Here is a 16,200-nt window from a genome sequence, read left to right on the forward strand (position 1 = left end):
TTTATCGTTTGAGGTTGGCCAGCACTTCTTCTTTCAGGATGCTGTATATATGTATATCTGTATATTCTCCAGAAGCCAGCAGTTCTCCGCAACGTTCTGTTCCCTCATGGACGAAACCGAGGCGAACCGGTACGGCGTTACTGGCTGCATTGCCCACGGCACAGCGAATTTGTATCCGCTTTATCTCTTTTTCTTGTACGGCCCACAGACACAGCTTGCGGACACTTTCAGTAATGATGCCCCGATGCTGGTATTCCGGCAGTAGCCAATAGCCGAGTTCTGTACGGTGGTTGTCGAAATCGGAGAAATGGAAACCTATCAGTCCGCAGATTTCATGTTGTTGGTTCCAAATACCGAATATTGGCTCATTTCGTTCGGCAGGAGCAGATAATACCTGACGTAAAAAAGCTTCTTCATCAGCTATTGTGCGCATATTATCCACAAATGGCAGCCATGTTCTTAAGTAGTCCCGGTGTGTGTCGATGGCATGGTAGATGGCTGCGGCATCTTCTATTCTGATTTCCTGCAGATAAATGTCCGGAAGGATGGGGAAGGAAATGGGAGAGGGGAGGATATGTACGTCTCCTGATTGGGACAGCTGTATCCTTTCCTTGATTTTTCCCCAGGCATGTGTATCGAACAGACAGCTTTCGCGCATGGTGTGATACATTTCCTTGAATCGGGACATGGGGATAGTGAAGCTCAATAAGTCCGCTTCGAAGTATGGGCGGACGGAGGGGTCGAAGAATCCCAGGAAAGTACGTTTCCCTTGTTTCCGGTTTTCAATGATGGTTTGGGTAATGACGGAACAGCAGCCGGAGCCGAATGGGGCTGCTACGGCATCCGATGCATTGTTGTCGAAGAAGGTCCATGTCGCCAGTCCGGATAGAATGTCGGGAGTTGGCAGGAACAGCAGTCCTTCCACTTCATCAAAGGAAGGTATCTTGTCTATGCGGGCAAAATGCAGATAGGCTTTGTCAGTTCTGGAAATCTGTAGCTCATTGACAAAATCTACCACCATTTCGGGAGTCTTCTTGTATTTCTCTTTCAAAGAGACAAACCCCGGGACGCGCTCGGGCATTTCAGTAAATCCGGTATAGAACTTGCCTCCTCCGCAGGTAATTGTTTTGTTGCTGAGACTGACGATTTTGCCGTCTCTGACTTGTTTCATGCATTTGAAGAGACAACCGGTTACTTTCTCTGTAGATGCCCCCATTCGGTCTGAATACCAAAAGGCGATGGGGAGTTCGGCGTGTTGGCCGAAAGCTTCCTGATAATTGGCAATAAATGTGTGTATATCCATGATGCTCGGATGATATTTATGATATGGTCTTTCTTTGGATTTTCCGTAAAGGTAATTCAATATTTTGATTCTTTTGCTTGCAGTATGCCTTTTTATCACTCTGCTTTCGAGCTTTTAATGATAGTAGAATAGGTTTTTATGGTATTTTAATTACTTTTGCATGAGGATTCTCAAAAAGTATTGCCTTTAACTAATCGGAAAGCCGGATGAAAAATATAATCATATTCTTGTGTCTTTGTACCATCTGTATGTGCCGCCTTCATGCTGCAGACAGCAGCCGGGCGGATTCTTTGCTGCTGAAACTGGACCAGGCGATAAAGGAGCGTCCCATATACATGGAGCAGAAAGAGCTGAAACTGGTGGAACTGAAAAGACAGTTGCATCGGCAGATACCGGATGAAGAACGTTTTGCCATTCTTGGCACATTGCTGGATGAGTACCGTTCGTTCAATACGGATTCTGCATTGCACATGGCCGAGGAAAGGGAACAGATAGCCATACGTCTTGGAAACCGGGAATACATAGACAATGCCCGCATGAATAAAGCAGATGTTTTGGGAATGACCGGTATGTATAAGGAAGTTATGGATTTGATGCGGAATATCCATATAGACCGGTTACCGGTGGATATCCATCCATATTATTACCATATCTACCGTACGGTCTATGGCCTTATGGCCGATTATGCCGTGACGGCATATGAAAAGAAGCTTTATACGGAGCTTACGGACAAATATCGTGATTCGTTGCTGTTGGTCAATAAAGATAATCTTCTGATACATACCTTGATTCAGTCCGACCAGTATAATGTACGCAATGAATATGACAAGGCCATCCGTTTGCTGACGGATTATCTGGCGCTGCAGAAGGACTATGAACACGACGTTGCGATTTGTGCCTATACTTTATCAGAGTCTTACCGGCTGAAAGGGGACAAAGAGAAGGAAAAGGAATACCTGATTGTTTCTGCTATGGCGGATATGAAAACCGCTGTCCGTGAATATATCTCTTTACGCAAGCTCGCCGTACTGCTTTACCAGGAAGGAGACATCGAGCGTGCCTATTCTTATGTAAAGATATGTATGGAAGATGCAGCCGCCTGCAATGCCCGGTTGCGCAAGCTGGAGATTCTGGAAATCTTTCCTATCATTAATGATGCTTACCAGCAAAAGACGGAGAAGCAGCAGGAGCAGATGAAATGGGCACTGGTATCTATCAGCCTGCTTTCACTTTTTCTGTTGCTTGCCATATTTTATGTATACAAGCAGATGAAGAAAGTGGCTGCCGCCCGCAGGGAAGTGATTGACGCCAACAAACGGTTGAAGGAGCTGAATGATGAGCTTCACCTTTCCAATGCACAACTCAAGGAGGCCAACCACAGCATTGCCGAAAACTCCTATCTGAAGGAGGAGTATATCGGCCGTTATATGGACCAGTGCTCGGTCTATTTGGAAAAGATGGACAATTACCGCCGGTCGCTGGGAAAGATTGCCGCTACCGGAAATGTGGAGGAACTCTACAAGAACATCAAGTCTTCTAAATTCATAGAGGGGGAATTAAAGGAATTCTATACCAACTTTGATAATACCTTCCTGCAGCTGTTTCCTACTTTTGTAGAAGACTTCAATGCCCTGCTTGCCGATGATGAGCAAATATCCTTGAAAGCCGGCGAACGGATGAATACAGAGTTGCGCATCTTTGCATTGATACGTTTGGGTATTACTGACAGCGTGAAGATAGCCCAGTTCCTTCGGTATTCTGTTACCACCATTTATAACTATCGTACGAAGGTTCGCAACAAGGCTGCCGGTGACCGCGACTTGTTGGAACAGGAAGTGATGACAATTGGCAAGTCGAAGAACTGAGAATAGGGGTTTTGAAGCTTGGAAGTGTCTCTTTTACGCTTATATTTTCACTACTTTTTTAGTTGGGTAATAATTTTATATATTATTGGTATATAGTGGTTTAAGCCTTTTTGAATGATGTAAACCACTACTTTTTTACTCTTTCCTCCACTATTGGCTTCTCTTATCTGATACATTTGCATTGTTCCTCTTCGGAAAGAGTGACACATGTGATTTATGTTTTTATTATTAACTTTAAATTCTTATATTATGCAAAAGTACAAAATGCCAATCAGCAGGCTACGGATGATGGTTTGTCTGATAGGAATGTTACTTCCGATGTGCATGTTCGCACAGCAAATTACAGTACAAGGTGTAGTGAAAGACCAGACCGGTGAAACGGTTATTGGCGCCAGTGTAATGGAAAAAGGAACCACAAATGGGACAATAACCGGTATTGACGGTGATTTCTCTTTGAACATGTCTCCGAACGGTACTCTTGTCGTTTCATTTGTAGGCTATAAGACTCAAGAGGTGCAGGTGAAGGGACAGAAACAGCTTCAGGTAGTTTTGTCTGAAGATGCCGAAATGCTGGATGAAGTGGTGGTGATAGGGTATGGCACCATGAAGAAAAGCGACCTTACAGGAGCAGTGTCCTCCATCGGTAACAAGGATATCAAGGATTCCCCCGTATCCAATTTGGGACAAGCCATCCAGGGAAAAATCTCAGGTGTGCAGATTGTAGATGCCGGTAAACCGGGAGACAATGTATCCATCAAGATTCGTGGTTTGGGTTCTATCAACAACTGCGACCCGCTGGTCGTGATTGACGGAGTGCCTACCGACTTGGGCTTGTCTTCCTTAAATATGGCCGATGTGGAACGTTTGGATGTATTGAAGGATGCTTCGGCCACAGCCATCTACGGTTCCCGGGGAGCTAATGGAGTTGTGATGATTACCACCAAACGCGGTACGGAAGGAAAAGGAAAACTTGCTGTATCTGCCAATTACTCTTTCCAGAATGCTACGAACGTACCTTCTTTATTGAACGCGGCGCAGTATGCCGAGTTGAGTAATGACATGATGGTGAACAGTGGACGCAATCCTAATCCGGAATGGGCCAATCCTTCTGAATTGGGTGCAGGTACCGACTGGATGGATGAATTGCTCCGTACGGGTGTGATGCAGAACTATACGGTAAGTTATTCCGGCGGTAACGAGAAATCCCATTATTATGTGTCCGGTGGTTTTCTGGATCAGTCCGGTATCGTGAAGAGTGTGAATTACCGTCGCTTCACATTCCAGTCCAACAGTGATGCGCAAGTCTTGAAATGGTTGAAGTTCTCCAATAACATTACGTTCAGTGCCGATACGAAGAAGTCGGGCAGCTATAATATAGGTGATGCGCTGAAAGCGCTCCCCATTTATCCGGTGAAGAATGAAGATGGCAGTTGGAGTGGCCCTGATGGTAACTCGGAATGGTATGGCAGCACGCGCAACCCCATTGGACCGACGGAACTGAACAAGAGTCAGACTGATGGATATAACTTCCTGGCCAACTTGACGGCAGAACTTACTTTTACCAAATGGCTTAAGTTTAAAAGTACTTTCGGCTACGATGCCAAATTCTGGTTCATAGACAACTTTACCCCCAAGTATAACTGGAAACCCACTCCCACAGAGGAGACTTCACGTTATAAGAGCGATAACAAGTCGTTCACTTATTTGTGGGACAACTATTTCCTATTCGACCATACTTTTGCAGAAAAACATCGTGTGGGATTGATGGCCGGTATGTCTGCCCAATGGAACACCAACGACTACCTGAATGCGCAGAAGAATGTGTTTATGTTCGACAATGTGCACGAAATGGATAATGGCGAGGAAATGTATGCCATCGGTGGAAACGAGACAGAGTGGGCATTGCTCTCTTACATGGCACGTGTCAACTACTCTTACGAAGACCGCTATTTGCTGACTGCAACCATTCGTCGTGACGGTTCCAGCCGTTTCGGTAAGAAACATCGCTGGGGTACTTTCCCTTCCGTATCTGTGGCATGGCGTGCCTCTCAGGAAAAGTGGTTTCCAAAAAACGACTATATCAATGACCTGAAAGTGCGTGCGGGATACGGTGTGACCGGTAGCCAGGCAAGTGTTGGAAACTACAGCTATCTGGCATCCTACAATACTAGTGTATATCCTTTCGGCATTTCGAGCGGCAATCAGACAGCGCTGGTTTCTTCTACTCTCGCCAACCCGTATATCCATTGGGAAGAGGTGGCACAAACCAACATCGGTTTTGATGCCTCACTGTTCAATTCACGCGTTATGTTCTCGTTCGATGCTTATCTGAAGGAGACGAGAGACATGCTGGTAAAGGCGTCTATCCCCATCACATCGGGATTTGAAGATACTACAACCACGTATACCAATGCCGGAAAAGTACGTAATCAAGGTATTGAAATGAGTCTGCATACCATCAATCTTACCGGTGAACTGGGATGGGAAACGAACCTGACCGCCACTTACAATAAGAATAAAATTAAGGATTTGAACAGCGACGTTCCTTATTACATTAACCAAATCAATAACTCCTATGTAACGATGCTGGCAAAGGACTATCCCATTAATGTCTTCTACGGCTATGTTACGGACGGAATCTTCCAGAACCAGTCTGAAGTGAATACACATGCCGTGCAGCCGGGAGCTGAGCCGGGTGATATCCGTTTCAGGGATTTGAACAACGATGGTGTCATCAATGATAGTGACCGTACCGTCATCGGTAACCCGAACCCAAGTTGGCTGTTCTCCATGAACAATAGCCTTTCCTATAAGGGTTTCGAACTTTCTGTTTTCTTACAAGGTATAGCCGGAAATAAGATATACAATGCCAACAATATCGACAATACCGGTATGGCAGCTGCCTATAACCAGACTACCGACGTACTGAAGCGTTGGCAAGGAGAGGGGACCAGCAATTCGATGCCGCGTGCCGTGTTCGGCGACCCCAATCAGAATACACGCGTGTCAGACCGCTTTGTGGAGAATGGTTCTTATCTGCGTTTGAAGAATATCACACTCTCATACACTTTCCCGAAGCAGTGGTTACAGAAAGCCCAGATTGAGAATGCACGCCTTTCCCTATCTTGTGAGAATGTGGCTACCATCACCGGATATTCCGGTTTCGACCCTGAAGTGGGTATTAACGGAATAGACCAGAACCGTTACCCCATTTCCCGTACGTTCAGCTTAGGATTAAACTTTAACTTTTAATGATTGACTCGGATATGAAAAAGATAACAAATTTACTATATATGCTGGCAGTATTGCTGCTGGCTTCCTGCAACGACTTTCTGGACAAGTCTCCTAAAAATACGGTTGACCCGGAAACGACGGTGACCGATGATGTGGCCATTGCTCTGACCAATGCCTGCTATCGCACCCTTCAGTCTTCCAATATGTACAACCAGCGTATCTGGACACTGGATATTGTGGCGGGTAACAGTTTGGTGGGTGCCGGTGGCGGTACCGACGGCCTTGAAACGATACAAGCTTCTAACTTCATAACGCAGAGCGACAATGGCATGGCATTGTACATGTGGCGTTCTCCCTGGGTGGGGATAGGACAATGCAACATTGTGTTGAATAGTCTTCTGGAGGCTGAAGCCGTGTCAGAGAGAATCAAGAACCGCTGTCTGGGAGAGGCTTATTTTCTCCGTGCACATTATTACTATGTATTGGTACGTCTGTACGGTGGTGTTCCACTGCGTTTGGCTCCTTATAATCCGGGAGAACCGACAGACATTGCACGCGCTACAGTCGAAGAGACTTATGCCCAGATAATTTCCGATTGTAAGAATGCGGTTGACCTGCTTCCTGCCAAGTCTTCTTACGACGACGAGAACGTGGGACGTGCCTGCAAAGATGCAGCTTTAGCCATGTTGGCAGATATTTATCTGACGCTGGCTCCTAATCATACGGAATATTATCAGGAGGTGTCTGATTTGTGTGATGAGATAACAAATTTGGGGTATGACCTTTCTTCCTGCAAGTATGAGGATAATTTCGATGCATTGGTCAATAACGGGCCGGAATCTTTGTTCGAGGTCCAGTATTCGGGCAATACGGAATATGATTTTTGGGGAAACAATCCGCAGTCTTCCTGGCTTTCTACTTTCATGGGTCCCCGTAATTCGGACTTTGTTGCCGGCAGTTATGGCTGGAACCAGCCTACAAAAGAATTTGTGGGTCAATATGAGAGCGGTGACAAACGTAAGGATTTGACCGTGCTTTATGCCGGATGTCCGGATTTTGACGGTAAGGCTTACAAAAGCTCTTATTCCAATACGGGATACAATGTACGCAAGTTTCTGGTGTCGAAAACGGTTTCTCCGGAATACAATACCAATCCTGCCAACTTCGTGATTTATCGTTATGCGGACGTCCTGCTGAAGAAGGCCGAAGCTTTGAATGAAATGGGACGCCCTGACCAGGCTGCCGTGCCTTTGAATATTGTACGTAAGCGTGCCGGACTGCCGGAGGTTTCGGGCTTGTCACAGGAAACCATGCGTGAAAAGATTATCCATGAGCGCCGCATGGAACTAGCTTTCGAAGGGCATCGCTGGTTCGACATGATTCGTGTCAACAATGGAGAGTATGCCATTAAATTCCTGCATTCCATTGGAAAGAGCAACGTGAACAAGAACCGCTTGCTGTTCCCTATTCCGCAGACGGAGATGGATGCTAATACCTTAATGGTGCAGAACCCGGGTTATTAATTAATTTAATCAGAAGAATATGAAGAAATATATTTCACACCTTGTATTTGCCTTACTGGGCTGTGCAGCCTTATCTGCTTGTGTAGATGATGATTACATGGAATTGGATAAAGGACAGAATGAACTTGTACTGACGGCCAGCAAGACGGAAGTTGTTTTGAATGAGCAGGCACATGCCGATGATGCCCTGGAGCTTTCCTGGACTACGGGAACCAATTATGGGACGGGTAATAAAATTTCCTATACGCTGGAATTGACCAAGACCGGCAGTGATTTTGCAGATTCTTATGTAGCTGTGGAGAATGCTGTACAAGAATACTCATGGAAAAAGAGCGTGGAGGAATTGAATGACATCCTGCGCAACCATTTTGGGGCAACTGCCGGGGAGAACATTTCGTTGGAAGCGCGCTTGACAGCTACTGTAACAGAACGGGACGAAAAACAGGTGTCTACCACTGCTTTCAGTGTTACAGCCTATAAACCGCTCACATCCACCCTTTATCTGATAGGTAGTGCCACTCCGGGCGGCTGGAGTGCCGATGATGTGACAGAGATGACCCGCAAGGACAATGGTATCTTTACATGGACGGGCCGGCTTGTGGCCGGTGAATTTAAGTTCATCACGACCTTAGGCTCATTCCTGCCCTCTTACAACAAAGGAACAGATGGATTGCTGGTTCTTCGTAGCAGTGATGACCAGCCGGATGAACCTTTTGTTGTCGAAGAAGACCATAATTACATCGTCGAAGCCAATCTGTTTACCGGTGTTCTTACATTGACCCAGACAGAGACGTTGGCACCTGCCTACGACCAGCTTTATTTTGTGGGTAACGCTACGGATTGGGGATTCGTGAAGATGAAACAAGATGTGCTCGATCCATACTTGTTCCGCTTCGGCAAGTTCTTTGAAGTGGGCAAAGGAGGGGAATTCAAGTTCGGAACCTCCGATGGAAGTTGGGAGAACATGTATAAGGCCAAGAATGCCGATGCTGCTTATACCGATACAGAAGTGGTGTTTGTGAAAGGGTTCGACCCGGACAATAAATGGGTGCTGAAAGACGGGGAATGCGGCAAGGCCTACAAGATTTGCATGGATATCCGTAGTGGTAAGGAACGCATGATGATGAGCGAATTTACTCCGTATGAGATGATTTATATGGTAGGTGATGCTACGCCGGCCGGTTGGACGATTGGTGATGCTACGCCGATGCAGACAACGGATAATCCGTATGTGTTTACTTGGAAAGGTACGCTGAATGCCGGTGAGTTGAAATTTACTTGTGATAAGCAGGAAGATTGGAATGGAGCCTGGTTCATGCCGGCTGTAGCAGACAAACAGCCTGCAGGAGAAACAGAACCGATGCTTTTCCTTGATAAATCAGACGAAGCGTTCAAAGCGCAATATCTGGACGTGATGGTAGGCGGCATCGACCAGAAGTGGAAGATTACGACAGCAGGTTCCTATCTGATTACTTTGAATCAGCTGGAAGAGACAATTTCAATCGTGAAACAATAGGTATCTACAATAGATGAAGAAGATAGTTTATACAACAATGGTAGCCTTGCTGCTGGTTGCATGCAGCAAGGAGAGTGATGATACCGGTAGCGGTACCGGTGGAGGCGGAGAGAGTGGAGGGGTTACGGAAGTAACCCCAGTCACCTCGGACTTGACGGTCAATCTCACTACCGACAAGGCATGTTACCGGCCGGGCGAGAGTGTTTCTTTTACAGCTGACGCCCTTCCTGCCGGAGCTAAAATCCGCTACCGGACAATGGACAAGGTTGTATCGGAGCAGGCTGCTGTCGGTACTACTTGGACTTGGACTGCTCCGGCAACCGATTATACCGGTTATCTGGTGGATGTATACCGTACAAAAGAGAATGGAACAGAGGTTATTCTTGGTACTATTGCCGTAGATGTATCCAGTGACTGGACACGTTTTCCACGTTATGGTTTCGTTGCCACTTTTGATGCTTCGAAAAAGATGGATGGAGTGATAGAGAAGGAGATGGCTTTCCTGAACCGTTGCCACATTAACGGGGTACAGTTTCAGGATTGGCACAACAAGCATCATTGGCCGTTGGGCGGTACGCGTGAGCATCTGGACGAGGTCTATAAGGACATTGCCAACCGGGAGGTCTATACCGAGGTAGTGAAGAAGTATATCTCTACACAACACAGCCTGGGCATGAAGTCCATGTTCTACAATCTATGTTTCGGAGCTTTGGACGATGCCGTTTCCGACGGAGTAAAGGAAGAATGGTACATATTCAAGAACACGGGACGCATGGATAAGGATTCGCATGACTTGCCCTCCAGTTGGAAAAGTAATATCTTCCTACTCAATCCCGCCAATACGGAATGGCAGGCATATATTGCCCAAAGAAACGATGATATTTATGCCAATCTGGACTTTGACGGTTATCAGATAGACCAACTGGGAAACCGGGGTGACCGCTATGACTATGATGGCAATAAGGTAAATCTGCCTAAGGGATATGCCTCGTTCATCGAAGCCATGAAACAGAAGCATCCGGACAAGCGTTTGGTGATGAATGCCGTCTCCAGCTATGGAGCTTCCCAGATAGCTGGTACGGGTAAAGTGGATTTCCTTTATAATGAAGTATGGGGCGATGAGGCAGGCTTCAAGGATCTGCACACCATTATCAAAGCGAACGACCAGTATGGCAACCATGCCTTGAAAACGGTGTTTGCCGCATATATGAACTATGACAAGGCAGGTAGCAGTACCGGTGAGTTCAATACACCGGGTGTGCTGCTGACGGATGCTGTGATATTTGCTTTGGGAGGCTCTCATTTGGAATTGGGTGACCACATGCTATGCCGCGAGTACTTTCCAAGCACGGCTTTGCAGATGAACGATGTACTGAAAACAGCCATGATTCGTTATTATGACTTTATGACGGCTTATCAGAACCTGCTTCGTGATAAAGATACGGAGGCGGAGATTTCCGTTTCTCTGAACTGTACGGATGCTGCGCGGAATCTTTCTCTGAATGCATGGCCGCCGCAGAAGTCTGCCATCACTGTATATGCCAAGAATGTAAATGGCAGGCAAGTCATTCATCTGCTCAACTTCCTCAATGCGGATAACTTAAGCTGGAGGGATTTGAACGGAACAATGCCCGAACCGCGTCTGGTGTCCGACGTGCCGTTGAAGATGAATGTTTCCGGTAAAGTGAACAAGATATGGGTTGCATCGCCCGATTTCCATGCCGGTGCTTCGCAGGAACTGTCATTCGAACAGAAGGACGGCACGGTTACCTTTACCTTGCCCTTGCTGAAGTACTGGAGCATGCTTGTGATGGAATAAGAATATCCAATAAAGGAACAAACAGATTATAGTAATGAAGAAATATATATTTTTATTTTTTGCCGTCTGTGCATTTTCAGTATATGCGAATGCACAGAACCGCACCGGAGACTGCACTTCCTATACCAGTGACGACCGCAGTGTGACCTTCTATTTAAATGACAGTTCTGCCATACAATTACGTCTGTGTAGCCAGTCTACGGTACGTATATGGTTTTCTCCCGACGGTAGTTTCCAGCGGAGTAATCCTTCCTTTGCCGTCGTCAATGAGGACCTGGAGGATGTCGGTACCGTCCATGTGGACGAACAGAATGCCTGCTACGAGATTTTTACCCCTAAACTCCGTATCCGGGTAAACAAGTCTCCGTTTAACTTACAGATATTCGACAAGTATCAGAAACTGCTGTTCAGTGATTATGCCGATAAGGGGCATATCAGTAACGGGCAGCGCAAATTGGAATACAAGACCCTCCGTCGTGACGAACACTTCTTCGGCTTGGGAGAAAAGACCGGCAAGCTGGACCGTCGCGGCGAAGCCTACAAGATGTGGAACAGTGACAAGCCTTGTTATAGTACCGTTGAGGACCCGCTCTACAAGAGTATTCCGTTCTTTATGAGCAGTTATCGTTATGGTATTTTCCTGGACAATACGTATAAGACCGAATTTAAGTTTGGTACGGAAAGCCGCGATTACTACAGTTTCGAGGCTCCTGGGGGAGAGATGATTTATTATTTCATCTTCGGGAAGGATTATAAGGAAATCATGAAACAATATGTCGACCTGACGGGAAAACCCATAATGCCTCCTAAATGGGCATTGGGCTTTGCACAATGCCGGGGACTGCTGACGAGCGAGAAATTGTCTTATGAAATAGCTGAAGGCTATCGTAAGCGCGGAATTCCTTGTGATGTTATTTACCAGGACATAGGCTGGACACAGTATTTGCAGGATTTTGAGTGGCGGAAAGGGAACTACGAGAATCCGAAAAAGATGCTTGCAGACCTCAAGGATATGGGCTTCAAGGTGGTGGTTTCGCAAGATCCGGTCATTTCACAAGCCAATAAGCGGCAATGGGAGGAAGCTGATAGGTTAGGGTATCTGGTAAAGGACTCCACCAACGGCAGGAGTTATGACATGCCCTGGCCCTGGGGTGGTAATTGTGGCGTAGTGGACTTCACCCTTCCTGCTGTGGCAGACTGGTGGGGAGCTTATCAGCAGAAGCCCATTGATGATGGCATTGCCGGTTTCTGGACTGATATGGGTGAACCTGCCTGGAGCAATGAGGAGCAGACGGAACGCCTGGTGATGAAACACCATTTGGGCATGCATGATGAGATTCACAATGTTTATGGTCTTACGTGGGATAAGGTGGTGAAGGAGCAGTTTGAAAAACGGAATCCTAACCGTCGCGTATTTCAGATGACACGTGCCGCTTTTGCGGGCTTGCAACGCTATACCTTCGGCTGGACCGGTGACTGTGGAAACGGTGATGACGTGACGCAGGGTTGGGGACAGATGGCCAATCAGATTCCGGTACTGTTGTCTGCCGGTTTGGGAATTATTCCTTTTACTACTTGTGACATTACCGGTTATTGCGGAGATATAGAGGATTATCCTGCGATGGCTGAACTTTATACGCGGTGGATACAGATGGGCGCTTTCAATCCCCTGAGCCGCATTCATCATGAGGGCAACGTGGCTGTGGAGCCGTGGCTGTTCGGCGAAGAGGCCGAGAAGAATGCCAAGGCGGCCATCGAATTGAAGTATCGCCTTTTGCCTTATATCTATACGTATGCCCGCGAAGCACACGAAACGGGGTTGCCTCTCATGCGACCGATGTTTCTGGAATATCCGGCAGATATGGAAACGTTCTCTACGGATGCCCAGTTCATGTTTGGCAGCGAACTGCTGGTTGCTCCGGTGGTAAAGAAAGGAGCGCGAAACAAGAATGTGTATCTTCCTGAAGGAACTTGGATTGACTACAACAACAAACACACAGCATATAGCGGTGAGCAATGGATGACGGTGGATGCTCCCCTCAATACTATTCCTATGTTTGTAAAGCAGGGAAGTATCATACCTCAAATGCCGGTCATGAACTATACGGATGAGAAACCGGTCTATCCGGTTACGTTTGAGATATTTCCTGCTGCAGCGGGCAGTGAAACTACCTTCTCGCTTTATGAAGATGCAGGAACTGATTTAGGATATTTGCGTGGAGAGTTCATGCGCACTCCTATTACTTGCCAGACTACCGACAAAGGCTATACGCTGAAAGTAGGTACACGGACTGGTGAGAAATATAGCTTACCCGGCCAACGAAACCTGATGTTCTGCATCTATACGGAACAGATGCCGAGAACAGCTTTGCTGGACGGTCAGAAAATCAAGAAAACGAATGTCGGAAAGCTGGAAGAAAATCGGGAGACAGAGTTTACGATAACTACCTGGTGTCCTGACAAGAAGCTGGGGACTTGCCTGCTGAGGTTGCCGGATGATGGAAAGGAACATATCATTGAGTTTATCTATTAACACAAAAAACATATCATTATTATGAAGAAATTTGTACTTAGCGCGGCTTTGCTTTTTTCTGCCCTGGCGGGGAATGCTGAAGGCATTTCATCCCCTTCGGGCATGGTGAAGCTGGATTTTGAACTGACAAAAGACGGGAGACCAGCCTATCAGGTGGATTATAAAGGGGCTCCTGTCATCAATCCCAGTACGTTGGGATTGGAACTGAAAGGAGCTACCAGCCTGATGGATGGTTTCAAAGTAGTAAGGACTTCTACTTCCACTTTCGATGAAACCTGGCAACCGGTGTGGGGGGAGACAAAAGATATCCGCAACCACTACAACGAATTGCTGGTAGAACTTGAACAACCGTCTACCACTCGTTTTATGAATATCCGTTTTCGGGTATATGATGACGGCGTGGGATTCCGTTATGAGTTTCCGCAACAGAAGAATCTGGTTTATTTTGTGATAAAGGAAGAGCATTCCCGATTTGCCATGACCGGCGACCATACTGCCTGGTGGATTCCGGGAGATTATGATACCCAGGAATATGATTATACGGAGTCCAAACTCTCTGAAATCCGTGGACTGCTGCAGGGAGCTGTGAGTGACAATGCGTCACAAACTGTCTTTTCGCCGACAGGTGTCCAGACTTCCATACAGCTTAAAACAGCTGATGGAGTGTACCTTAACCTGCACGAGGCAGCCTTGGTGGACTACTCTTGCATGCATCTCAACCTGGATGACAAGAACCTCGTTTTTGAATCCTGGCTGACTCCGGATGCTCAAGGAAATAAAGGGTATATGCAGTCTCCCTGCCATACTCCCTGGCGTACGGTCATAGTCAGTGATGATGCCCGCGAGATACTGGCCTCCAATTTGATTCTCAATCTGAATGAGCCTTGTAAGTATGATGATACCTCCTGGATTAAGCCGGTGAAATATGTCGGCGTATGGTGGGAAATGATTGCAGGGGGAAAGCCCTGGGCATATACTTTTGACCTCCCTTCTGTGAAACTGGATGATACGGACTATTCCAAGGTGAAACCGAACGGCATTCATCCGGCCAACACGGCTAATGTGAAGAAGTACATAGACTTTGCTGCCGAACACGGTTTTGACCAGGTATTGGTGGAGGGTTGGAATACGGGTTGGGAAGACTGGTTCGGTAATTCCAAGGATTATGTTTTCGATTTCGTGACTCCTTATCCCGATTTTGACATCAAGTATCTGAATGAATATGCTCATTCCAAGGGTGTCCGTCTGATGATGCACCATGAAACATCGGCTTCCGTCCGTAACTATGAGCGGCACATGGAAGCTGCCTACCGTCTGATGAATAAATATGGATATAATTCGGTAAAGAGTGGCTACGTAGGCAATATGATTCCCCGTGGCGAGCATCACTATGGACAATGGATGAACAACCATTACCTATACGCCGTGACCGAAGCTGCCAAACACAAGATAATGGTCAATGCCCATGAAGCGGTACGTCCGACTGGTTTATGCCGTACCTATCCCAATCTGATAGGCAATGAATCTGCCCGAGGCACGGAGTACGAGGCTTTTGCTGGTAACAAGCCCTTCCACACAACGGTACTTCCGTTTACCCGTTTGCAGGGTGGTCCGATGGACTATACGCCCGGTATCTTTGAAATGGACATCAATAAGTTGAATCCGAACAGCCATACGCATGCCAATACTACCTTGACGCGTCAGCTGGCACTTTATGTCACTATGTACAGCCCTCTACAAATGGCTGCCGACCTTCCTGAGAATTATGAGCGTTTCATGGATGCTTTCCAGTTCATCAAAGATGTGGCTGTGGATTGGGACGACAGCCGCTATCTGGAAGCTGAGCCGGGACGTTACATCACTGTTGCCCGTAAGGCAAAAGGTACGAATGACTGGTTTATCGGTTGTACCAGCAGTGAGCACGGACATGCTTCAACTCTGAAACTGGACTTCCTGGATGCAGACAAGCAGTATATTGCAACCGTCTATGCCGATGCAAAAGATGCCGATTATAAAACAAATCCGCAAGCTTATGTTATCCGTAAAGGTATCGTTTCTCCCAAAACGGTCTTGAAACTGAAAGCTGCTTCCGGTGGTGGCTATGCCATCAGCATCATGGAGGTGAAAGATAAATCTGTATTGAAGGGACTGAAGAGGCTTTCCGGGAATATCTGATTTACGGGCATAAAAAAAGGAGTACCGCTGTACTCCAACCTTTGTTAACCTTAAATCTAATACTATGAAAAACACATTGCAAAGATACGGACTTTTGATAAATCTGCAAATTATCCAACTAAAAAAGTATGTTTTATAACACTTATTAGCCGTTTATTCCTTTGCTTCTATTTTTGTTAACAAAAAGGATGCGAATGTGTCAAAAGCACATGAAGACTTTTATAATGTTATA

8 protein-coding genes are annotated in these 16,200 nt (G+C 46.5%); 7 read left to right on the top strand and 1 reads right to left on the bottom strand.

The features are described from left to right. Position 1: 1 nt before the first annotated feature. Positions 2-1,303, bottom strand: a complete 1,302-nt coding sequence (locus DWY55_RS15290; RefSeq protein ID WP_117588861.1) for a GNAT family N-acetyltransferase — start codon at positions 1,301-1,303, stop codon at positions 2-4. Between the two features lie 206 nt (positions 1,304-1,509). Here DWY55_RS15290 and DWY55_RS15295 point away from each other — a divergent pair, with 206 nt between their 5' ends. The 7 genes from DWY55_RS15295 (at position 1,510) to DWY55_RS15325 (ending at position 15,968) form a co-directional block, all read left to right on the top strand. Next, on the top strand, positions 1,510-3,168 hold the full coding sequence (locus DWY55_RS15295) for a DUF6377 domain-containing protein (protein WP_008664452.1): 1,659 nt from the start codon (positions 1,510-1,512) through the stop codon (positions 3,166-3,168). Between the two features lie 249 nt (positions 3,169-3,417). Continuing rightward, positions 3,418-6,420: a SusC/RagA family TonB-linked outer membrane protein gene (locus DWY55_RS15300; RefSeq protein ID WP_005827660.1), complete on the top strand. Its 3,003-nt coding sequence runs from the start codon at positions 3,418-3,420 to the stop codon at positions 6,418-6,420. Positions 6,421-6,434: 14 nt separating this feature from the next. After that, positions 6,435-7,925 (top strand): RagB/SusD family nutrient uptake outer membrane protein, encoded by a 1,491-nt coding sequence (locus DWY55_RS15305; protein ID WP_034523432.1) that lies wholly within the window; start codon positions 6,435-6,437, stop codon positions 7,923-7,925. Positions 7,926-7,944: 19 nt separating this feature from the next. Then, positions 7,945-9,441 carry a SusF/SusE family outer membrane protein gene (locus DWY55_RS15310; RefSeq protein ID WP_117588860.1) on the top strand — a complete coding sequence of 499 codons (1,497 nt, stop codon included), beginning with the start codon at positions 7,945-7,947 and terminating at the stop codon, positions 9,439-9,441. Between the two features lie 13 nt (positions 9,442-9,454). Then, positions 9,455-11,260, top strand: coding sequence for a glycoside hydrolase family 66 protein (locus DWY55_RS15315; protein ID WP_117588859.1), 1,806 nt, complete (start codon positions 9,455-9,457; stop codon positions 11,258-11,260). Positions 11,261-11,294: 34 nt separating this feature from the next. Next, positions 11,295-13,793 carry a glycoside hydrolase family 31 protein gene (locus DWY55_RS15320; RefSeq protein WP_057256486.1) on the top strand — a complete coding sequence of 833 codons (2,499 nt, stop codon included), beginning with the start codon at positions 11,295-11,297 and terminating at the stop codon, positions 13,791-13,793. A gap of 21 nt (positions 13,794-13,814) precedes the next feature. Continuing rightward, the gene (locus DWY55_RS15325) at positions 13,815-15,968 is read left to right on the top strand and encodes a glycoside hydrolase family 97 protein (protein WP_005837230.1); all 2,154 of its coding nucleotides are present in this window, start codon (positions 13,815-13,817) and stop codon (positions 15,966-15,968) included. Positions 15,969-16,200 lie beyond the last annotated feature (232 nt).

The organism is Bacteroides sp. AF25-38AC (genome assembly GCF_003602995.1).
Taxonomy (GTDB): Bacteria; Bacteroidota; Bacteroidia; order Bacteroidales; family Bacteroidaceae; genus Bacteroides; species Bacteroides uniformis.

Coding starts and splice junctions, on each gene's coding strand:
- DWY55_RS15290 (WP_117588861.1), bottom strand. CDS start 1,303: ATGGATATACACACATTTATTGCCAATTATCAGGAAGCTTTCGGCCAA.
- DWY55_RS15295 (WP_008664452.1), top strand. CDS start 1,510: ATGAAAAATATAATCATATTCTTGTGTCTTTGTACCATCTGTATGTGC.
- DWY55_RS15315 (WP_117588859.1), top strand. CDS start 9,455: ATGAAGAAGATAGTTTATACAACAATGGTAGCCTTGCTGCTGGTTGCA.
- DWY55_RS15305 (WP_034523432.1), top strand. CDS start 6,435: ATGAAAAAGATAACAAATTTACTATATATGCTGGCAGTATTGCTGCTG.
- DWY55_RS15310 (WP_117588860.1), top strand. CDS start 7,945: ATGAAGAAATATATTTCACACCTTGTATTTGCCTTACTGGGCTGTGCA.
- DWY55_RS15300 (WP_005827660.1), top strand. CDS start 3,418: ATGCAAAAGTACAAAATGCCAATCAGCAGGCTACGGATGATGGTTTGT.
- DWY55_RS15325 (WP_005837230.1), top strand. CDS start 13,815: ATGAAGAAATTTGTACTTAGCGCGGCTTTGCTTTTTTCTGCCCTGGCG.
- DWY55_RS15320 (WP_057256486.1), top strand. CDS start 11,295: ATGAAGAAATATATATTTTTATTTTTTGCCGTCTGTGCATTTTCAGTA.